We start from the raw sequence: 19,715 nt of genomic DNA, 5'->3' as shown, positions 1-19,715 counted from the left end.
CCGGAGAACCCCGTGACCGATTCCGCCAGCGTTCCTGCGCGCGCCGCGCGCGTGAGCGGGATGGTGCGCATCGTCGGCGCCGGTCTGCTCGGGTCGAGCATCGGCCACGCGCTGCGCGCCCTCGGGATCGATGTCGCGCTCGCCGACGCGTCGCCCGCGCAGCTGCGCCTCGCGATCGACTACGGTGCGGGCCGCGCCGCACGGGAGGACGACAACCCGGTCCTCATCGTCGTCGCCGTGCCGCCGGACGTCACCGCCGACGTCATCGAGCGCGAACTGAGCCTCTTCCCGGACGCCGTCGTCACCGATGTGGCGAGCGTCAAGCTCGACCCGCTGCGCACGCTGCGCGCGCGCGGCGTCGACCTGACCCACTACATCGGCTCGCACCCGATGGCCGGGCGGGAGCGCGGCGGAGCCATCTCCGCCCGCGCCGACATCTTCGTCGGGCGCCCCTGGGTCGTCTGCCGCGACGCGGAGACCCCCGCATCCGACCTGGCCCTCGTCGAGGGCCTCGCACTCGACCTCGGCGCCACCCCCATCGAGATGACGCCGGAGGAGCACGACGCCGCCGTCGCGCTCATCTCCCACGTGCCGCAGCTCGTCGCGAGCCTCCTCGCCGGACGGTTCGTCGACGCGCCGGACGGGTCGATGCGCCTGGCCGGTCAGGGCGTCCGCGACACGACCCGCATCGCCGCGTCGGCGCCCGAGCTCTGGGTGCAGATCCTCGGAGCCAACGCGCGCCCCGTCGTCGACGTCCTGGATGCGCTCGCAGACGACCTGCGCGGCGTCGCCGACGCCCTGCGCGACCCGGAGACCCCCGGTGCGCGCCGCACCGTCGCCGACACGATCCGCCGCGGCAACGACGGCGTCGAGCGCCTCCCCGGCAAGCACGGTCAGAACCGCCGGTTCGAGACCGTCGTCGTCATGGTCGACGACACGCCCGGCCAGCTCGGCCGCCTCTTCGGCGAACTGGGCGAGCTGCAGGTCAACGTCGAAGACCTCCGCCTCGAGCACTCCCCGGGAGCCCAGTTCGGTCTCGCCGAGATCAGCGTCGTCCCGGGCGCCGTCCGGCAGGCCGTCGACGGCCTGCAGGCGCGCGGATGGAAGATTGCGAGCACCACGAATGACTGACCCCACGATGGATTCCGGCAGCGAGCCGGTCACCGTCGCGATCGACGGCCCCGCCGGCAGCGGCAAGTCGAGCGTGTCGAAGGAGGTGGCCCGTCGCCTCGGCTACGGCTATCTCGACACCGGCGCCGCGTACCGGGCGCTCGCCTGGCACGTCCTCGAGCACGGCGCCGACACGTCCGACGCCGTCGCGGTCCTGGAGGCCTCCGGCGACTTCGAATACGCCATCTCCCTCGACCCGGACGAGTACTGGGTGCGGGTCGGCGCGCGTGACGTCACCGACGCCATCCGCGAACCGCGCATCTCCGAGGCGGTCAGCGGCGTGGCCCGCGTGCCCGTGGTCCGGGAGACCGTCAACGGGATCTTCCGCGGTCTCGTCGCCGACTCCGGCCGGCCCGGCGTCATCGTCGAGGGCCGCGACATCACGACCGTCGTCGCTCCGGACGCGCCCGTGCGCATCCTGCTGACCGCGGCGCCCGAGGTGCGCGCCGCCCGGCGCAGCGCCGAGCTGACGTCGCACGACGCCGCGGCGGTCGCCGCCGCGCTGCACAAGCGCGACGCATCCGACTCGAAGGTCGTGGACTTCCTCACGGCGGCGCCCGGCGTCACCGTCGTGGACTCCACCGACCTCGACTTCACACAGACAGTGGACGCCGTTCTCGACGTCGTCCGGGCAGGGACAGGGGACCAGCGATGAGCGATCTGCGATCGCAGCACGACGGCGACGAGTACGAGGGCGGTCCCGACCGGCTCGAGGAGAAGCTCGCGAACCTCGACGAGGAGCTCGCCGACCAGCGGGCGGCGGCGCTGCGCGCCTCGCTGTCCGACTACGACCTGGATGACGAGGATGCCGACCTCCTCGGCGGCTTCACCGCCGGCGGCGAGGTCGTCGAGGTGCTGCCCGCGCTTCCCGTCGTCGCCATCGTGGGCCGCCCGAACGTCGGCAAGTCGGCGCTCGTCAACCGCATCCTCGGCCGTCGCGAGGCCGTCGTCGAGGACACCCCCGGTGTCACCCGCGACCGCGTGACCTACAAGGCCGAGTGGATGGACCGGAAGTTCACGATCGTCGACACCGGCGGCTGGGAGCCCGATGCCCGCGGCATCGACCGCTCCGTCGCCGCGCAGGCCGAGATCGCCATCGACCTCTGCGACGTCGTGCTGTTCGTCGTCGACGCGATGGTCGGCGCGACCTCGACCGACGAGCAGGTCGTCCGCCTCCTCCGCAAGAGCGGGAAGCCCGTCTTCCTCGTCGCCAACAAGATCGACGACCAGCGCCACGAGCCCGAGGCCGCCGCGCTCTGGAACCTCGGGCTCGGCGAGCCGCACCCCGTCTCCGCCATCCACGGCCGCGGGGTCGCCGACCTCCTGGACGAGATGATGAAGGTGCTCCCGAGCGTCTCCGCCGTCGCGAAGAACGAGCTCGGCGGGCCGCGCCGCGTCGCGATCCTCGGCCGCCCGAACGTCGGCAAGTCGTCGCTGCTGAACAAGGCCGCCGGTGAGGAGCGCGTCGTCGTCAACGACCTCGCCGGGACGACCCGCGACCCGGTCGACGAGATCGTCGAGCTGGGCGGCAAGCTCTGGCGCCTCGTGGACACCGCCGGCATCCGTCGTCGCGTGCACCTGCAGCAGGGCGCGGACTTCTACGCGTCGCTGCGCACCTCCGCGGCGCTCGAGAAGGCTGAGGTCGCCGTCGTCGTCCTCGACATCACCGAGCCGATCAGCGAGCAGGACGTCCGGATCATCGACCTCGTGCTCGAGTCGGGCCGCGCGCTCGTCCTCGCGTTCAACAAGTGGGACCGCCTGAACGACGACGACATGGAGAACATCGACCGGCGCCGGTACCTCGAGCGGGAGATCGAGAAGGACCTCGCGCACGTCGCCTGGGCGCCGCGCGTGAACCTCTCCGCCCGCACCGGCCGGCACCTGGACAAGCTCGTCCCCGCGCTGGAGACGGCGCTGGAGTCGTGGGATCAGCGCATCCCGACCGGCAAGTTCAACGCCTTCCTCGCCGAGCTCATCGCGGAGCACCCGCACCCGCTCCGCGGCGGCAAGCAGCCCCGCATCCTGTTCGGCACGCAGGCCTCCACGCGCCCGCCGACGTTCGTGCTGTTCACGACCGGGTTCCTCGACCCGGGCTACCGCCGGTTCATCCAGCGGCGCCTTCGCGAGATCTTCGGCTTCGCGGGCACCCCGATCGTCGTCAACATGCGGGTCCGGGAGAAGCGCCAGCGCTGAGCGGCGTCACCGCACCGTGAGGGTGCGGAACCGTTCCGCGGGGAGGCGGTCGAGCGCGAGCGCGCCGACCGCCTCTTCCGCGCGGGGGAGCGGATGCCGGGTGCCGACGTCGCGGAACCGCTGCACGGCCCAGGACTCCACGCCCGCGTCGGCGAGTCGCCGGCCGAGCGCCCGGACGCCGTCGTCGTCGATCGCCGCGGGATGCACGGTCGTCCGCACCTCGACCTCCAGGGGGTGGGGAGAGCCGGCGCGCAGCAGCCGTTCCCCCAGCACGATCTCCAGCGACCGCCACGCGTGCGCGCCGCTGGGCCCGCGGCCGGTCACAGCTTCGTAGCCCTCGGGGGCGGCCTTGACGTCCAGGCCGATCCAGTCGACGTAGGGCAGCGCCGCGGCCAGCAGGCCGGGGTAGGGGCCGGCGCTGTGCAGCCCGACCCGGAACCCGAGCGCGCGGACGACCTGCATCGCCGGGATCAGCGCGCGCTGCATCGTCGGCTCGCCGCCGCTGAAGACCACGCCGTCGAGCAGCCCGATCCGCTCGCACAGCAGGTCGGTCACGTCGCTCCAGGAGAACGGCGTCTCCGCGCGCCGGTCGATGAGGCCCGGGTTGTGGCAGTAGAAGCAGTCCCACGGGCATCCCTGCAGGAACAGCGTCGCCGTCAGCATCCCGGGCCAGTCCACCGTCGAGAACGCGGTGATGCCCGCGATCCTCAGCTCGTGTGCGCCAGCGGTGTGCACGTCGTCTCCTGGCCGGTCGTCTCAGCGATGAAGTACTGCCGCTCCTCAGCCTCGCCCTTCTTGCCGATGTTGAACGACGCGATGGGCCGGAAGTAACCCATGACGCGGGTCCACACCTCGCAGGTCGCGCCGCACTCCGGGCAGGTCGCGTGCTCGCCGGAGCGGTAGCCGTGCTGCGGGCAGATCGAGAACGTGGGCGTCACGGTGATGTAGGGGAGCCGGAAGCGCTCCAGCGACCGGCGCACGAGCTCCCGGCACGCCGCGGCGGTGGGCAGTGCCTCGCCGAGGTAGAGGTGCAGCACGGTGCCGCCGGTGTACTTCTGCTGCAGCGGCTCCTGCATCGCCATCGCGAGGAACGGGTCGGCCGTGTACCCGACCGGCAGCTGCGAGGAGTTCGTGTAGTACGGGTTCGCGTCGGTGCCGGCATGCCGGATGCCGGGCAGCCGCGCGATGTCCTCCTTCGCGAACCGGTACGTGGCCCCCTCGGCGGGGCTCGCCTCGAGGTTGTACATGTGCCCGGTCTCCTCCTGGAACTGCACCATGCGCTCCCGGACGCGGTCGAGGAGCCGGGTGGCGAGGGCCGCACCGGCATCCGTCGTGATGTCGTCGGCGTCCCGCGTGAGGTTCCGCACATACTCGTTGACGCCGTTGACGCCGATCGTGGAGAAGTGGTTGTCGAGGGTGCCGAGGTACCGCTTCGTGTACGGGAAGAGGCCGGCGTCGAGGTGGCGCCTGATGGTTTCGCGCTTGGCTTCGAGGCTGTCGCGCGCGATGACCAGCAGCTCGTCGAGGCGGGTCAGCGCCGCGTCCTCGTCGCCGGAGTGCAGGAAGCCGAGGCGCGCGCAGTTGACCGTGACGACGCCGATCGAGCCGGTCTGCTCCGCCGAGCCGAAGAGGCCGTTCCCGCGCTTGAGCAGCTCGGTGAGGTCGAGCTGCAGACGGCAGCACATCGAGCGGATCATGTGCGGGTCGAGGTCGGAGTTCACGAAGTTCTGGAAGTAGGGGAGCCCGTACTTCGCCGTCATGGCGAACAGGGCCTCGACGTTGGGGCCGTCCCAGTCGAAGTCGCGGGTGATGTTGTAGGTGGGGATCGGGAAGGTGAACGCGCGCCCGTCGGCGTCGCCGGTCGTCAGCACCTCGATGAACGCGCGGTTGATGAGCGCCATCTCCGGAGCCAGGTCGCCGTACGCGAAGTCGCACACCTCGCCGCCGATGAGCGGGCGCTGGTCGCGGAGGTCGTCGGGGCAGACCCAGTCGAACGTCAGGTTGGTGAACGGGGTCTGCGTGCCCCAGCGGGAGGGGATGTTGAGGTTGAAGACGAATTCCTGCAGTGCCTGGTGCACCGCGGCGTAGTCGAGGCCGTCGCGCCGCACGTACGGGGCGAGGTAGGTGTCGAAGGAGCTGAACGCCTGCGCTCCGGCCCATTCGTTCTGCAGCGTCCCGAGGAAGTTCACGAGCTGACCGAGTGCGCTGGAGAAGTGCCGCGGCGGCGCGGAGGCGATCTTCCCGGGGACGCCGTTGAACCCCTGTTCGAGCACCATCCGCAGCGACCAGCCGGCGCAGTATCCGGCGAAGACATCGAGATCGTGGATGTGGATGCTGCCGTCCCGGTGCGCCGCGCCGGCGGCGGGGGCGTACACCTCGTCGAGCCAGTAGTTCGCGACGAGCTTGCCCGCCGCGTTCAGGATCATCCCGCCGAGGGAGTAGCCCTGGTTCGCGTTGGCGTTGACGCGCCAGTCCGAGCGGGCGAGATATTCGTCGATCGTCTCGGCGACGGACACGGCACGGGGCATGGGAGTTCCTCTCGGGGAAGGGCTATGTTGTCTGACCACAATATGTGGGGGTGAAGTGCCGCAGGAAGTCCAGATGTGGCGTGTCGCGAATATGGACAGACCACAGCCGTGGGTGTGTGTCCGCCCGTGTCCGCCGGCGGGCCAGGCTCCGCGCGATGTGACAGTCTGGGACGGTGACCATCCAGCCGCCCGCGCCCGGTGAGCCGCCCCGCCCGCTGGGCCCGCGCAACCCCGGAGACGCCTGGGTCGTGGCCGGCGACGGCTCCCGGTACTGGGGGCGCTTCGGAGCCGCGGGGCTGCTCGCGGCAGATCCGGAGCGCGGCGTGCTGCTGCAGCACCGGGTGTCGTGGAGCCACCACGGCGACACGTGGGCGCTGCCCGGCGGTGCCCGGCACGAGGGCGAGTCGGCGTGCGATGCCGCCCTGCGCGAATCGGCGGAGGAGGCCGGCGTCCCGGCATCCGCCGTGCGGCCGCGGCTGCTCAGCGTGCTCGACCTCGACGTCTGGTCGTACGCGACGCTCGTCGCCGATGTGATCCGGCCCTTCGAGCCCGTGATCAGCGACCCGGAGAGCCATGAGCTCGCGTGGGTGCCGGTGGATGCCGTCGACGACTACCCGCTGCACCCCGCGTTCGCCGACTCCTGGCCGATGCTGCGATCGTTTCTGCACGTCCGCCCGGCCGTCGTCGTCGACGCCGCGAACGTCGTCGGCGCGGTGCCGGACGGATGGTGGCGCGACCGCGCCGGTGCCGCCGGGCGGCTGCTCGGCGAGGTGGCCGCGCTCGCCGCCGGCGGGGTGGATGCTGCAGGCCTCGGTCTTGCCGCCGACACGTGGTTCCCCGAGTTCCACGTCGTGCTCGAGGGCGCTGCCCGTGCGGCCGATGATGTCGCGGGGATCGACCTCGTCCGCGCCGCGGGACACGGGGACGACGCGATCGTCGACCGCGCACGCGAGCTCGACTCGGCGGGGCGCGCCGTGACCGTCGTGACGAGCGACCGCGCCCTGGGGGAGCGCGTCGTCGCCGTGGGCGGCGCCGTGCAACCCGTGTCGTGGCTGCGCGACCGGCTGTGAGGCCGGCGCGCGCCGGGACGGTGCGTCGCGTCGTCGCCGCCGTGGTCCTGGTGGTGACGGTCGCGGCCGGACTGTTCGTCAGCGGCGTGCTGCCCGACACCGTGGCGACCGATGTCGCCGGTGACGCGCTGTACGTGGTCGTGGTGTGGGTGCTCGTCGTCGTCCTGGCGCCGCGACTGCCGGCGCTCGCCGTCGCGGGGATCGTGCTGGTCTGGTGCACCGCGGTCGAGCTGTTCCAGCTCACCGGGCTGCCGGATGCGTGGGGCGCGGCGTTCACGCCGATCATGCTGGTGCTCGGCACCGTCTTCGATCCGCGGGACCTGCTGATCTACGCCGTGGCGACGGTGGTCCTGCTCGCCGTCGACCTCGGGGTGTCGCGGGTCGTCAGCGGGGCGCGCTGACCTGCGTCAGTCGCGGCCCTGCAGCCGGTCGATCTCGCGCCGCTCCCGCTTCGTCGGGCGCCCGGCGCCGCGGTCGCGCACGGCGAGCATCGCGGTGGGCTCGCGGACGGGCGTGCGGTCGTCGGCGGCCACGGCCGCAAGCGGCGCCCCGACGCGCTTGGTCAGCAGCTGCCGGACGATGAGGATGCGGTCGAACCCGGCGATGCGGATCCGCAGCTCATCGCCGATCCGCACCGGCTGCGCGGCCTTCGCCTTCTCGCCGTTGACCCGCACGTGTCCGGCACGGCATGCCGTCGTCGCCGCCGAGCGCGTCTTGTAGACGCGGACGGCCCACAGCCAGGAATCGACGCGCACGGTGGGGGACACGGCATCCATCATCACCGATGACGCAGGAGCCGCACGATTCCGAGCGCGAGCAGGCCCTGCCCGATCGTGTACGTGATCATGATCCACGGGCCGGCCAGCATCTCGGAGAAACCGCCGTCGAGGAACAGGCGCACTGCGAGGATCGAGTCCGACGCGAGGAAGAACGCGCCGCCGACCGCGGTGAGGGCGCTGCCGCGGGTGGATGCTGCGGCGGTGCCGCCGAGGACGAGCCCGTACACGGCGACGGGGATGGCGAGGGCGCCGAGGCTCGGCCATAGGAGCAGCATCATGCCGATCCACCACGCCGCGTAGACGAGCGACCACGGCGCGAACGGGCGCCGAGCGACGGGGCGCAGGAACAGCCAGATGTAGAGGACGTGCGCGATGCCGAAGCACAGCAGCATGGCCGGGAGCTCGTCGGCCAGGAACGGGAAGAAGAACGCCGCGCCGTCGCCGAGCCAGGAGAACGCGATGGCGGCGAGCAGCAGGGTGGCGGGTGTGGAGCGAAGGGAGCCGCGCAGCGCCCAGATGACGGCGAGGGCGAGGGCGGGCATGAGGAGGAGCTTCGTCGGGTACGAGATCGGTTCGAGGTCGAACGTCAGCGCGGCGACGTGCACGAGGGAGATGAGGGCGTACAGGCCGAAGCCCCACCATCGCGTGTCGCGGATGCGGGCGGGCGCGGGTGATGCGGCGGCGTGGGTCTGCGACACGGTGCTCCTTCGTACCGGTACCGGCCGCCTCGGGTGGCGGCTGCGCTCCATCGTAGGGCGTGGCGGGTCAGGGCTCCGCGAGCGACAGCGACACGATCGGCCGGTTCGGCTTCGGGCGCGCGACTTCGGTGAATCCGGCGGCGAGGAACGTGGAGAGCGACCCGTGGTAGAGCTCGTTCGTCGTCGCGCTCTTCACGGCGGTGTCGAGCGGGTAACCCTCGACGAGGAGCGCCCCGTGCGCGCGGGCGTGGTCGACGGCGGCGTCCAGGAGCGCCTTGCTGAGCCCCTGCCCGCGGTGCTCGCGGCGCACGACGAAGCAGCTGACGGCCCAGGCGGTCTCGTCGTCCATCGGGGTGGGGGAGGCACGGAAGTCGCGGGTGCGGGCGAGTCGGGGCTGCGCCGGGCGCGGAGCGACCTTGACCCAGCCCGCGGCGGCGCCGTCGAGGTACCCGATGAGCCCAGGCGGGAGGGGCTGATCGGTCTGCGCGCGCAGCATCTCGTGCCGCTCCTCGCGTGATGTCGCGTCGAACTGCGACGCCGACAGCATCCACCACTGGCACCAGCACGACCCGCCGTCACCGCCACCGGTCATCGCCTGCTCGACGTCGGCGAACCGGTCGGGGGTCGCTGGAAGGATCGTGATCTCGGTCATTCCCCGACGCTAGCGACGGGCCCCGACACGCGAAAGGCGCTCACCGTGTCTCGGTTCGCGGGTGCGCGGACGAGCGGGTAGGATGGGGGAGTTGTCCGCGCGCGGACGACGTCCGGGATGTGGCGCAGCTTGGTAGCGCACTTGACTGGGGGTCAAGGGGTCGCAGGTTCAAATCCTGTCATCCCGACGGACAGACAAGAGGCTCGGAATCACGCGGAGATCGCGAGGTTCCGGGCCTCTGTTGATTCTGGGCGTCTGTTGGTTCCGGGTGTCGTGCCGACGGGGAGCGACCCGACCTGGCGCGCGGGCTATATGAGACGGACCGGGTTCCGGCCGGCCCGATGAGGTGCGATGGTGGCCGCATGGAGATCATCGAGTGGTGGGCGAAGCTGGACTCCGACACCAAAGCGTGGCTGATCGCCCACAATGGTGAAGCGGTGTCGCCGGAGGTGGTCAGCAGGATCGCGTCGGCCGGCGGATCTGTGACCTCGAACGCGTGGTGGGTCGGCGAGTCCGGACCCGACGGCTTCTTTCTCTCCGACGAAGCAGTCGACTGGATTGAGACCGCCGCGAACGACGAACCCGGCTGATTCGCGCGGCGGAGGACCGTTCATTGACTACTCGGCGACGCACGGCGTGGCACCGCGGAAGGACTTATCGACTAGCGCCCGCCGGTCGACTCGTCGTCCGGCGCGAGTTCCGCTGCGTATTCAGTTGCGGCGCGGCGGTACATCGGAAGGTGTGGCGCCAGGGACGTCAATGCGACGCGAAGCGCATCATTCGGTCGACCGGCGCTGTGCAGCGCAAGCGCAAGGAAGACGGCTGGTGCGTCACCCAGCTCTGGGGCGTCGAGGTGTTCGAGAAGCTCGATCGCCTCGTCGTGCTGGCCCAGGTTTCGCAGAGTGCTCGCGAGTTGGAGAGTGATCTGATGTTCGTGCTCGGCGTCGAGGCCAGCGGCTAGGGCAAGGCGGTAGGGTTCGACGGCCTCGGCCCCACGGTCGAGTGCGTCGTGCACGCCGCCCCACTCCGCCAGTGCCAGCCCATCTCCCTGGGGTCGCTCGCCGATGAGCGTTCGCATGCCAGTCAACATCCGCTCAGGATCGCTGTCGTCAAAGGAGTCCCAGAATGCCGCAACACGGGACTGCCAATCAGTGCGACTACTCACCCCGCAACCCTAGCCGCCCCGATTCGGCAAGGTCAGCGACCGGTTCTCGGGTGGCGCAGCGAAGCTTGTCGCGGTAGCGCGCAGACTCATATCAACACTGGCGTCGTCCGCACGTAGGCTGGCGCGCATGGGTGCAGAGGATCTGACGTTCACCGCCACGATTGGTGTCGAGGTCAAGGGCGAGACCTGGAGCTGTGTCGAGATTCCCGGTTCGGCGGACCGGTTCGGCACCGGCAAGACCGTCCGGGTTGACGCGCGGGTCGACGATGTCGTTCTCACGAACGTCAGTGCCATGCCCACCGGCACCGGCGGCCACATGGTGTCTCTCAACGCCAAGGTTCGCGCTCAGCTTGCAAAGGACATCGGTGACGAGGTCGAGGTGACGGTCACGAAGAGGTGACCGCAGCGGTGAGTGCGTTGAACCCCGCTCGCTGCCGCCGACCGACGCGCGGACGCACTAGCCGCCCACGCAAAGAAGAAGCCCCGACTGTTACCACACAGCCGGGGCGAGACGAATGAGAAGTCCGCCTATCACGACCAGCGTACCGCCCCCACCTGGGAGGCGGCTCGGCATCGGCCGGCCGGGTACGACTGCTCCACTCGGCGGGACGCCAAGCCGGTTGAGATCGCTGTGGCATCGGCGACACCCGCTGACTGACGTGGGAGTCCCCGCGGGCAGTCAGCCGGTAGAGGAACTAGCGCGCTCGACGACGTTTCTCCCCGCGCGGCACCCATCTCCACCACATGACGTGGTGGTCGCCCTGTTCGACGTTGAAAACCCGCCCGCAGACGGTGCACTTGCACACATAGCTCATCGACCAGCCTGGTTCGCTGGCGGAGATGATCCGAATGTGACCGCGGTCCTGCTCCTTCGCGGGCTCGTATTGATCCATGCCTGGATAGCTCGCGCACCAGCACTCCCGGCGCCGATAGCTCTCGAGCTTCGCGATCGCATGGTCGACGTTGCCCGCATTGGATCGCAGCATCCCGCCCATATCGAGGCCTTCAGTCGCAGTGCGAATCTGCGCGATGTGGGGGAGGAGCGCATCCAATTGCGCTTCGTCGCGACTGCGGATGATCTCCCACGTGGCGTGGAGCACGCGGGACGTGTCGCGGGAGAGGAAGTCCTCGAGGAGGGTCGGCACGGCATCAGGCTAGCGAGCGCCATTGGGTCACGCGGCACGCAGCACGCCCATCGCGGCGACGACCACCCACGCGAGGTAAGCGAGGAGGCAGATCCTGTCCGGCCACCCGATTCGGATCTGCGGCGAGCCGCCCTGCCCGCGGGCTGGGGCGGCGGCACGCACGAACCACACCAGGCCGGCGAACGGAACGACGGATGCTGTCGCCGGCAGCCAACCGAGCGACGGCGCCACCCCGATCCCCGCGATCAGTGCGGCAGGCGGAAAGCCGGCGAGCAGCACAGTGCCGAGCACCGTGTGCGCCCGACCCACAGACGTAGCGTGAGCGCGCGCAGTCGTGATCGGATCCGCGTCGATGAACGCAGCACCGAGCGCGCCCAGTGCGACGACGGCCAGGCAGAGGGTCCACGCGCCACCGAACGGCCACAGGGCGACGCATGTCGCGGCAGGGCTGATGGCCATCGTCGCGAAGGCGAGACGCATGACCCATCCGTATCGCCCGAGGGAGTATTCGCTGATCATCCGCCAGGACGGGTCGTACTCGGGCTCGAGGACATGGAGGGCTGCGACCAGTGCAACCGTGACGCCGCCGGCGACGAGCGCCGTCACGGCAGCGAACACCGCGGCGCTCACCGTCCGACGGCCATACCTGCAGCGGTCAAGGGCATCCTCCTGCGCCGCACTCTATCCGGCGGCAGATCGCGACCCACGCTGACGGTGCTCGTCGCCTCCGGCCAGCTCGGCCCCGCTCGCATCCCGCCGAGTGCCACACTGCTCGCAGCGGCACTCTGGGCCGTCCATGACCCGCTCGTTGCGCTCGAGAATCCATGCCGCATGACGACGACGAGGTGGTCACGATGTTCTCGACCCGGAAACGAGTCGGTGCGGCGGCGGTCCTGGGAATCGCACTTACGGCTCTCGCGGTGCCGGCCGCGGCGATCGCGGCGGACCCGATCGTGCTCCCGGCGGGTCTGGCCTGCGATTTCGAGGTGAGCCTGCAAGCAGTGACGGAGGCGAACACGGTGACCCGAGAACGGGTCGACAGAGACGGCAACTCCATGGTGAGGCTGGCCGGCAAAGGCTCGACCTATGTGGTGACCAACACCGAGACCGGCGCATCGGTGACCCTTCCAGGCAGAGGGTTCACGCAGACCACGACGACCTACGCCGACGGCTCATCCCGCACGCGCGACACCGGCCACAACCTGGTCATCCTCTTTCCTACAGACAACCCGGCGGGTCCCTCGACGACCCTCTACATCGGCGTCGTCGAGCTCACCAACACCGCCGATGGCGTGACCACGTTGGGGCGGAACGTCGGCCGCAGCCGTGATATCTGCGCCGAGTTGAGCTGAACCGTCGCATCACGGGGTCGCGGCGAGAGAACCAGCCTCGGAGGGATGAGGTGCCCAGGCCAGCGGCGCGACCAGCGCTCGCGGGGCCAATCGCTGAGATCGCCGGCGCGGCGCCCGGCACGAGCTCCCCGTTCGATCCAGCGGCCGAGTCAGGAACATACATTGCCGTGACGCCGAGCGGCTTGCCCGCCATCGGTGAGATGGACGACGTAGTTCACAATCCGGGGTTGTCGACCGGCACCGTCGACAACCAAGGTCTGCGCCACTCCGGGGCGTCCCATCCCTCAGCGACATAGACGCGCTCGCGCGCGATCTTCTCCCCGCGGAACTCGAGAATGCTCACACCGAACATCGGCGCCCCGCCGTCGTAGCTCGCGGTCAGCTCGACCACGGCCACGTTGTCTCGGACGGTGACACGAAGGACCTCAAAGGCGACGCTGGCGGGGTACTGGCTCCGCCACGACGTGAACACCTCACGCCCGTCGTATCGCTCACCAGACTGTGGGAACTCCAGGACAGCATCCTCGTGATATAGCTCCTCAGCGTGCTCCACGTCCCCGCCCGGTGTGCCGAACATCACACGGAGCTTGCCGAGAACGGTGAGGTCCGCCATGACGGCACCCTACGCCGACGAGCGACTCAGCTCGAGTGGCCCCCAGGCCTGCGGCGGCGTGAGGATCGACGCGGGACTCGGTCCGCGCCTGTACTGCGCCACTAGGCTACGGGCATGCGGTTGCTGCGAGCCGTCGTCCTGCCGGGGCTCGGCGCGATCGCCGTGCTCGCCGCGACGGGCCGGGCGGTGCGGCTCCTCGGCGGCGACGACCCCCGTGAGGGCCGGGCCGTGCGGGCACTCCAGAACGCGTTCGGCCACCGATCGGACGAACCCGCCGCCGCGACTGATCCCGCTGTCCTGAGCACGCCACGCGAGGTGATCGACCGGACCACCGAGCCGCTCTCGTGGTACTCCGGCGTGCCGCAGACCATCGCCAACGGGGCACTCTGGTGCGGTGTCACGTGGCTGTTGACGCGCGACCGGCGCTCCGCGATCGCCCCTGCCGCGGTGCTCGCCCTCGAGACCGCGTGTTTCGTCGCATCCGCGGCGCTGGTGGGCCGGCCACGCCCCGAGGGCGTGTGGCGCCCGGAGCCTCCGCACGCGACGTCGTCATTCCCGTCGGGGCACACGGCGGCGGCCTTCGCGCTGCACGGCACGCTTGCCGACCTGCTCGAGCGCCACGGTGCCCGTCGCGCGCGGCTGCTCGGACCCCTCCTTCGGTACGTGATCCCCTCGGCAATCGCGTTCTCGCGGGTGTACCGCGGTCAGCACCACATCTCCGACACGATCGCGGGCGCCGCGCTGGGACGGTGGAGCGCCGCCGTGGTGCGGACAGAGCTGATGTCGTAGAGGGCAGGTACGGCCCCGGCGGAGGGACGCGGAAGCCTCCCGTCCCGAGCCGCTATCCGCTTTCGTCCCCTGTGGTGGCGATCGTGTCGGGGAGGGTGTCGCCGCTGTCGTCGACCACCCGGCGGAACTCCTGCCCGTCCCGGACGTACAGGCCTGCGACGGATCCTGTGATGAAGAACTGGGTCGCCTGCGACCCCGACAACCCTGTCGGAGTCAGGAACAGCAGGTACTGCTCCTGAGCCTCGAGGAACGGCGGGGCGTCCTGCCGGACCTCCACGGTCGCGCCCACCGGGGCGGGGTCCACGTCCTCGGCGAGGTTAGCGCCGAGCTGCGGGTTCGCCGGTGCGTTCGTCACCTCGACGGAGGAGACGGTCGCCCCGTCCTGCATGGACTGCGCCGTCACGCTACCGATGACGATGGAGGAGCTGTCCGCGGCGAGTTCGTCGATGCTCTCGTACAGGCTGTGCCGACTGCTCGAACTGGACTGCGCGCATCCGGAGAGGACTCCGACGACGGCGATACAGACGGCGACGGCAAGGGCCGGCATCCGCCGTGATCGACTTCTCATCGCACCTCGCCTCACTGTTCCGGACGGGCGTTTCCGCCGAGGCTACCGGCATGGCACGCGAGGCGATAGGCCCGTGGGTCGGGCTCTCGCCGGTGACCGCGCGGCCGGAGACTACGATTTCATCGGAGGTCGGGATGCAAGCCAGCTCGCAGGAGCGCATCCGAGAAGTGTGGAGCCGCACGCTTTTCGGCCGGTTCACGCCCGACCAGCAGCAGAGCATTCTCGATCAGTCCGGCATGGCGTCGTTCGCGCCCGGCGCGAGCGTGTACCGCGGGGAACACCTCACACGGGCGGTCGCCGTATCGCTGGTCGTCGACGGCGAGCTGAAGCTCGCGGTGGGGTCTCCTGACGGGCGGATGCTGGCCATTCGGCTGTGCGGTCCGGGCGAGGTGCTCGGTCTGCGGGCGCTCGCGCTGCAGCTGTCGCAGGCCGAACTCGACGATCGCGAGGACGGCCCGTTCGGATACCGTGCCGTGACGACATCCGCCCTGTCGGAGGTCACGCTGCTGCGCGTTCCGATCGCCCTGATCCGCCGATACGCGATGACGGATCCTCGCGTCGGATGCGAGATCGCGGCAGCCGTCGCCGAACAGGCGATGCGGGATCAGGCTGTCCTCGCCCGGAGCGCGCTCGCATCGGTGCGCATCCGCGTGGTGTCCTACTTGATCGAAACGGCCAAACCGGTGCACGGCGACCTCGCGGTGCTCACCAGCCACGAGGAGATCGCGGGCTCCATCGGGACGGTTCGGGAAGTCGTGTCTCGCGAGCTCCGGAAACTGCAGGATGACGGTGTCGTCAGCCCCGTCCGCGGTGGCGTGAGAATCTGCGATCTGACCGCGGTGGGGCGGATCCTCGGGGGCGACCTCCTCCCTCTGCCCTGACGGGCGGCTGCGGGTGCCGCAGCGCATCCACGTCGCGCGGCGGACAAAAGTCACAGCCGCCCGCTCCGCCCGCCCCCTACGCTTCGGCGCATGAAGAGCGTCACCATGCGAACCCAGGTCGCCATCATCGGGGCCGGTCCCGCCGGGCTTCTGCTCGGCAAGGCGTTGAGCAACAGCGGAATCTCCTCGATCATCGTCGAAGCACGCGACCGCGACTACGTGGAATCGCGGATGCGTGCGGGGCTGCTCGAACCGAGCACCGTCGACTTCATGACGGATCTCGGGGTGGGGAAGCGGCTCCATGAAGAGGGGGTCTTCCACGAGTCGACGAAGTTCCGCTTCGATCGTGCGACCCACGAGCTGGACATCTACGGACTGACCGGCAAGAGGACCACGCGCTATCCGCAGCAGGAGGTCGTCAAAGACCTCATTGCGGCGCGCCTCGAGGACGGCGACACCATCGTGTTCGATGCGCAGGATGTCGCGCTCGCCGGCCTCACCTCCGATTCCCCGTCCATCAGCTTCCGCGCGCCCGATGAGGCAGACCCCGACCGTCTCGTGCCGCACACGATCGAGGCGGATTTCATCGCCGGCGCCGACGGCTTCCACGGACCGACGCGGCGAGCGATGTCGACAGCCGTGCGCTCGTACGACTTCGAGTACTCGTTCGGGTGGCTCGGCATCCTGGCATCCGCACCGCCGAGCGACCACACCGGCGTCTACGCGTACAGTCCACGCGGATTCGCGCTCATCTCGGCGCGCGGACCCCAGCTGAGCCGGCACTACGTACAGGTCGACGTGTCCGATTCGCTCGACGAGTGGCCCGACGAGCGGATCTGGGACGAGCTGGAGGCGCGCGTCGCCACGGATGAGCCGTGGCAGCTCAACCGCGGCGAGATCCTGCAGAAGGCGGTGGCGCCGCTGCGGTACTTCGCCGCGGAGCCGATGCGGCAGGGCCGCGCGTTCCTGCTCGGCGACTCCGCCCATGTCGTTCCCCCCACGGGCGCGAAGGGCCTGAACCTCGCGGCGGCAGACGCCAAGTCGCTCGGCGAGGCGTTCGCACGGTACTACTCGCACGGTGACGAAGACCTGCTCAGCGGCTACTCTCGGGTCGCGCTGCAACGCGCGTGGCAGCGCATCGACTTCTCGATCGAGATGACCGACCTGCTGCACGTCATGCCGGATGCCGACCCCGTGCGCCGCGACCGGCTCGCATCTGCTCGTCTCGAAAGACTGGTCGGCTCTCGGGCGGCACAGCAGTCGCTGATGGAGGGATACGTGGGCCTGTTCGGCTGAGAGCCGGCGTGGTCAGGGGGTTGTGCGAATACCCCAGGGGGGTATCGTGCGAAGGGCACCACCTGCACGTCGCGAAGGAGGCTCGATGAGCCAGGACGATCGCCACGATCACGTGCCGAGTCACGGGCACGCGGGGACCGCCGAGCACGACCACGCGGCGATGGGACACGCCCCGGCGGCCGACCACGCCGCGCACGACCACGCCGATCACGCCGGTCACGGCGACCACGTCGCGACGTTCCGGCGTCTGTTCTGGATCATGCTCATCCTCGCCGTCCCGGTCGTGGGTTTCTCGACGATGTTCGCCATGGTCCTCGGCTACCCGCTGCCGGATGCGGCATGGGTCGGGTGGATCTCACCCGTGCTGGGAACGGTGATGTACGTCTGGGGCGGCGCGCCGTTCCTCACGGGCGCCGTCGCCGAGCTCAAGGCCCGCACGCCCGGCATGATGCTGCTGATCGGCATGGCGATCACCGTCGCGTTCCTCGCCTCGTGGGGCGCGAGTCTCGGTCTCGTCGACCACGGGCTCGACTTCTGGTGGGAGCTGGCGCTGCTCATCGTCATCATGCTGCTCGGCCACTGGATCGAAATGCGCTCGCTCGCCCAGACCACGTCCGCGCTGGATTCGCTCGCCGCCCTGCTGCCGGACGAAGCCGAACGAGTGGAGGGGGATGCGACCGTCACGGTCGCGCCGGCGGAGTTGCGGGTCGGCGACCTCGTCGTCGTGCGTCCGGGCGGGAGAGTCCCCGCGGATGGCCGGATCGTCCAGGGTTCGGCGAGCATGGACGAATCGATGATCACCGGTGAATCCCGCCCGGTGCGGCGCAGCGACGGCGACCAGGTCGTGGCCGGCACGGTCGCCACCGATTCCGGCGTCCGTGTGGAGATCACCGCGGTCGGCGACGACACCGCGCTCGCCGGAATCCAGAAGCTCGTCACCGACGCGCAGAACTCCTCCTCACGGGCGCAGCGCATCGCCGACCGCGCCGCGGCCTGGCTGTTCTGGTTCGCGCTCGGTTCCGCCGTGATCACCGCCGTGGTGTGGACGATCGTGGGGATGCCGGAAGACGCGGTGGTCCGCACCATCACGGTCCTGGTCATCGCCTGCCCGCACGCGCTGGGCTTGGCGATCCCGCTCGTCGTGTCCATCGCGACCGAGCGCGCCGCGCGCGGCGGCGTGCTGGTGAAGGACCGGCTCGCGCTGGAGAGCATGCGCACGGTCGACACCATCCTGTTCGACAAGACCGGGACGCTCACGCGAGGCGCCCCCGCCGTCACGGCCGTCGAGCCCGCCGGCGAGGCGATCGGAGCCGATGCGCTGCTGGCGCTCGCCGCGGCGGCCGAGGCCGATTCGGAGCATCCCCTCGCCCGCGCGATCGTGAACGCCGCGAAGGAGAAGCGGCTCGCCGTGCCCGCCGCGACGGACTTCGCATCGTCGCCGGCGGTGGGCGTCCGGGCGCGTGCCGCCGGGCGGACAGTGCAGGTCGGAGGCCCGTACCTGCTCGAGCAGGAGGGCGTCGCCGAGCTGCCCATCGCCGACACATGGCGGGAGGAGGGGGCCATCATCCTGCACATTCTGCGGGACGGGGCGGTGGCCGGCGCGCTGCGACTGGCCGACGAGATCCGCCCCGAGTCCCGCGCCGCCGTCCGCGCGCTGCAGGAGCGCGGCGTGCAGGTGGTCATGATCACCGGGGATGCCGAAGCCGTCGCCGCCGCCGTCGCCCATGACGTGGGGATCGACCGGTACTTCGCCGGTGTCCGGCCGGAGCACAAGGCATCCACCGTGAAAGAGCTGCAGGGCGAGGGCCGCAAGGTCGCGATGGTCGGCGACGGCGTGAACGATGCCCCCGCGCTCGCTCAGGCCGACGTCGGCATCGCGATCGGCGCCGGCACCGACGTCGCCATCGCATCCGCCGGCGTGATCCTCGCGAGCGACGATCCCCGCTCCGTCGTGTCGGTGATCGAGCTGTCGCGTGCGAGCTACCGGAAGATGAAGCAGAACCTCTGGTGGGCGGCCGGCTACAACCTGATCTCGGTCCCGCTGGCGGCCGGTGTGCTCGCCCCGATCGGCTTCGTCCTGCCGATGTCGATCGGTGCGCTCCTGATGTCGCTGTCCACCGTCGTCGTCGCGCTCAACGCGCAGCTGCTGCGCCGCCTGGACCTGAGCCCGGACACCGTCACGGGGCATGACCGAGGAGGCACCGGATGAAGCGCCGCGCTGCGACGATCGCCGCGATCACCCTGACCGCTGTCCTCACCCTCGCCGGGTGCACGTACATCACCGGGGGCCGCGGATCAGACGACATGCCGGGGATGGGACCGTCGTCCAGGTCGGTCGCCGAGGACGTGAACACCGCGGACCTGCGGTTCACGATGATGATGATCCCGCACCACGAGCAAGCCGTGGAGATGGCCGATCTCGTCACCGCGGCGGACGGGATCGACCCCCGTGTCGTCCGCCTCGCCGATCAGATCAAAACAGACCAGAGCGCCGAGATCGAGCTGATGGAGTCCTGGCTCGACGAGTGGGATCTGCCGATGGGCGACATGGGCGACATGGGCGACATGGGCGACATGGGCCACGGAGGCATGATGTCGGACACGGACATGCGAGCCCTCGAGGACGCGACCGGGGTCGAAGCATCCCGGTTGTTCCTCGAGGAGATGATCGATCACCACCGGGGCGGCATCGAGATGGCGGAGGACGAGGTCGACGACGGGCGCAACCGCGACGTGGTGGCCCTCGCGGAGCGGATCATCGTGTCGCAGACCGCGGAGATCGCCACCATGGAGGACATCCTCGCGAGCCTCTGACC

General features: G+C 70.3%; 23 protein-coding genes and 1 tRNA gene. 14 read left to right on the top strand and 10 right to left on the bottom strand.

What is annotated here, in order from left to right:
• The first annotated feature begins 12 nt into the window (after positions 1-12).
• From BR85_RS07405 to der, 3 genes are read left to right on the top strand one after another with little or no spacing between them, the layout of a single operon-like run.
• Entirely contained in the window at positions 13-1,131 is a 1,119-nt protein-coding gene (locus tag BR85_RS07405) for a prephenate dehydrogenase (protein WP_028495958.1), read from the top strand.
• Positions 1,124-1,825 (top strand): (d)CMP kinase, encoded by a 702-nt coding sequence (cmk, locus tag BR85_RS07400; RefSeq protein WP_028495957.1) that lies wholly within the window; start codon positions 1,124-1,126, stop codon positions 1,823-1,825. The genes BR85_RS07405 and cmk overlap by 8 nt, the downstream gene beginning before the upstream one ends.
• On the top strand, positions 1,822-3,363 hold the full coding sequence (gene der / locus BR85_RS07395) for a ribosome biogenesis GTPase Der (protein WP_028495956.1): 1,542 nt from the start codon (positions 1,822-1,824) through the stop codon (positions 3,361-3,363). The genes cmk and der overlap by 4 nt, the downstream gene beginning before the upstream one ends.
• 6 nt (positions 3,364-3,369) lie before the next feature.
• On the opposite strand, the gene BR85_RS07390 is transcribed toward der, so the two are convergent.
• Together BR85_RS07390 and BR85_RS07385 are read right to left on the bottom strand one after the other, a co-directional pair.
• Positions 3,370-4,098, bottom strand: coding sequence for an anaerobic ribonucleoside-triphosphate reductase activating protein (locus BR85_RS07390; RefSeq protein WP_028495955.1), 729 nt, complete (start codon positions 4,096-4,098; stop codon positions 3,370-3,372).
• Positions 4,071-5,891: a ribonucleoside triphosphate reductase gene (locus tag BR85_RS07385; protein WP_051526199.1), complete on the bottom strand. Its 1,821-nt coding sequence runs from the start codon at positions 5,889-5,891 to the stop codon at positions 4,071-4,073. Before BR85_RS07385 ends, BR85_RS07390 begins: the two co-directional genes overlap by 28 nt.
• Positions 5,892-6,064: 173 nt before the next feature.
• Here BR85_RS07385 and BR85_RS07380 point away from each other — a divergent pair, with 173 nt between their 5' ends.
• Both BR85_RS07380 and BR85_RS07375 read left to right on the top strand, forming a co-directional pair.
• A complete protein-coding gene (locus BR85_RS07380) occupies positions 6,065-6,961 on the top strand; it encodes an NUDIX domain-containing protein (RefSeq protein WP_028495954.1) in 897 nt (298 codons plus the stop codon).
• The gene (locus BR85_RS07375) at positions 6,958-7,362 is read left to right on the top strand and encodes a ribosomal maturation YjgA family protein (RefSeq protein WP_036272314.1); all 405 of its coding nucleotides are present in this window, start codon (positions 6,958-6,960) and stop codon (positions 7,360-7,362) included. Before BR85_RS07380 ends, BR85_RS07375 begins: the two co-directional genes overlap by 4 nt.
• A 6-nt stretch (positions 7,363-7,368) precedes the next feature.
• On the opposite strand, the gene BR85_RS07370 is transcribed toward BR85_RS07375, so the two are convergent.
• The 3 genes from BR85_RS07370 to BR85_RS07360 form a co-directional block, all read right to left on the bottom strand.
• Positions 7,369-7,737, bottom strand: coding sequence for an RNA-binding S4 domain-containing protein (locus tag BR85_RS07370; protein ID WP_197018603.1), 369 nt, complete (start codon positions 7,735-7,737; stop codon positions 7,369-7,371).
• Positions 7,738-7,739: 2 nt separating this feature from the next.
• Positions 7,740-8,438, bottom strand: a complete 699-nt coding sequence (locus tag BR85_RS07365) for a lysoplasmalogenase (RefSeq protein WP_231478590.1) — start codon at positions 8,436-8,438, stop codon at positions 7,740-7,742.
• Between the two features lie 67 nt (positions 8,439-8,505).
• Positions 8,506-9,090 carry a GNAT family N-acetyltransferase gene (locus BR85_RS07360; protein ID WP_028495951.1) on the bottom strand — a complete coding sequence of 195 codons (585 nt, stop codon included), beginning with the start codon at positions 9,088-9,090 and terminating at the stop codon, positions 8,506-8,508.
• Between the two features lie 113 nt (positions 9,091-9,203).
• Here BR85_RS07360 and BR85_RS07355 point away from each other — a divergent pair.
• Both BR85_RS07355 and BR85_RS07350 read left to right on the top strand, forming a co-directional pair.
• Positions 9,204-9,277, top strand: a tRNA-Pro gene (locus BR85_RS07355).
• Between the two features lie 175 nt (positions 9,278-9,452).
• Positions 9,453-9,680 carry a hypothetical protein gene (locus BR85_RS07350; RefSeq protein WP_028495950.1) on the top strand — a complete coding sequence of 76 codons (228 nt, stop codon included), beginning with the start codon at positions 9,453-9,455 and terminating at the stop codon, positions 9,678-9,680.
• Between the two features lie 71 nt (positions 9,681-9,751).
• Here BR85_RS07350 and BR85_RS15200 read toward each other — a convergent pair whose 3' ends face one another.
• Positions 9,752-10,168 (bottom strand): tetratricopeptide repeat protein, encoded by a 417-nt coding sequence (locus BR85_RS15200; protein WP_197018602.1) that lies wholly within the window; start codon positions 10,166-10,168, stop codon positions 9,752-9,754.
• Between the two features lie 214 nt (positions 10,169-10,382).
• On the opposite strand from BR85_RS15200, the gene BR85_RS07345 reads away from it, so the two are divergent.
• Positions 10,383-10,655 (top strand): DUF1905 domain-containing protein, encoded by a 273-nt coding sequence (locus BR85_RS07345; RefSeq protein ID WP_028495949.1) that lies wholly within the window; start codon positions 10,383-10,385, stop codon positions 10,653-10,655.
• A gap of 295 nt (positions 10,656-10,950) precedes the next feature.
• Here BR85_RS07345 and BR85_RS07340 read toward each other — a convergent pair whose 3' ends face one another.
• Complete coding sequence (locus tag BR85_RS07340) at positions 10,951-11,400, bottom strand: hypothetical protein (RefSeq protein ID WP_028495948.1); 450 nt, start codon at positions 11,398-11,400, stop codon at positions 10,951-10,953.
• A gap of 27 nt (positions 11,401-11,427) precedes the next feature.
• Positions 11,428-12,030 carry a DUF998 domain-containing protein gene (locus BR85_RS07335; RefSeq protein WP_028495947.1) on the bottom strand — a complete coding sequence of 201 codons (603 nt, stop codon included), beginning with the start codon at positions 12,028-12,030 and terminating at the stop codon, positions 11,428-11,430.
• Between the two features lie 194 nt (positions 12,031-12,224).
• Between BR85_RS07335 and BR85_RS07330 the strand changes: the two genes are divergently transcribed.
• Positions 12,225-12,752 (top strand): hypothetical protein, encoded by a 528-nt coding sequence (locus BR85_RS07330; protein ID WP_028495946.1) that lies wholly within the window; start codon positions 12,225-12,227, stop codon positions 12,750-12,752.
• Between the two features lie 214 nt (positions 12,753-12,966).
• Here the strand turns inward: BR85_RS07330 and BR85_RS07325 are convergent, their stop codons facing one another.
• A complete protein-coding gene (locus tag BR85_RS07325; protein ID WP_051526197.1) occupies positions 12,967-13,365 on the bottom strand; it encodes a nuclear transport factor 2 family protein in 399 nt (132 codons plus the stop codon).
• A 114-nt stretch (positions 13,366-13,479) separates the two neighbouring features.
• On the opposite strand from BR85_RS07325, the gene BR85_RS14895 reads away from it, so the two are divergent.
• On the top strand, positions 13,480-14,154 hold the full coding sequence (locus BR85_RS14895; RefSeq protein WP_051526196.1) for a phosphatase PAP2 family protein: 675 nt from the start codon (positions 13,480-13,482) through the stop codon (positions 14,152-14,154).
• Between the two features lie 52 nt (positions 14,155-14,206).
• On the opposite strand, the gene BR85_RS07315 is transcribed toward BR85_RS14895, so the two are convergent.
• A complete protein-coding gene (locus tag BR85_RS07315; protein WP_155947964.1) occupies positions 14,207-14,722 on the bottom strand; it encodes a hypothetical protein in 516 nt (171 codons plus the stop codon).
• Between the two features lie 50 nt (positions 14,723-14,772).
• Here BR85_RS07315 and BR85_RS07310 point away from each other — a divergent pair, with 50 nt between their 5' ends.
• The 4 genes from BR85_RS07310 (at position 14,773) to BR85_RS07295 (ending at position 19,713) form a co-directional block, all read left to right on the top strand.
• Entirely contained in the window at positions 14,773-15,603 is an 831-nt protein-coding gene (locus tag BR85_RS07310) for a Crp/Fnr family transcriptional regulator (protein ID WP_155947963.1), read from the top strand.
• A gap of 90 nt (positions 15,604-15,693) precedes the next feature.
• Positions 15,694-16,899, top strand: coding sequence for a 4-hydroxybenzoate 3-monooxygenase (locus BR85_RS07305; protein WP_197018590.1), 1,206 nt, complete (start codon positions 15,694-15,696; stop codon positions 16,897-16,899).
• An 85-nt stretch (positions 16,900-16,984) separates the two neighbouring features.
• Positions 16,985-19,108 (top strand): heavy metal translocating P-type ATPase, encoded by a 2,124-nt coding sequence (locus BR85_RS07300; protein ID WP_028495942.1) that lies wholly within the window; start codon positions 16,985-16,987, stop codon positions 19,106-19,108.
• On the top strand, positions 19,105-19,713 hold the full coding sequence (locus BR85_RS07295) for a DUF305 domain-containing protein (protein WP_028495941.1): 609 nt from the start codon (positions 19,105-19,107) through the stop codon (positions 19,711-19,713). Before BR85_RS07300 ends, BR85_RS07295 begins: the two co-directional genes overlap by 4 nt.
• Positions 19,714-19,715 lie beyond the last annotated feature (2 nt).

It is taken from the genome of Microbacterium sp. UNCCL10 (assembly GCF_000746195.1).
Lineage (GTDB): Bacteria > Actinomycetota > Actinomycetes > Actinomycetales > Microbacteriaceae > Microbacterium > Microbacterium saccharophilum.
Note: the sequence above shows the minus strand (reverse complement) of the source record. Positions and strands in the feature narration are given on the sequence as shown.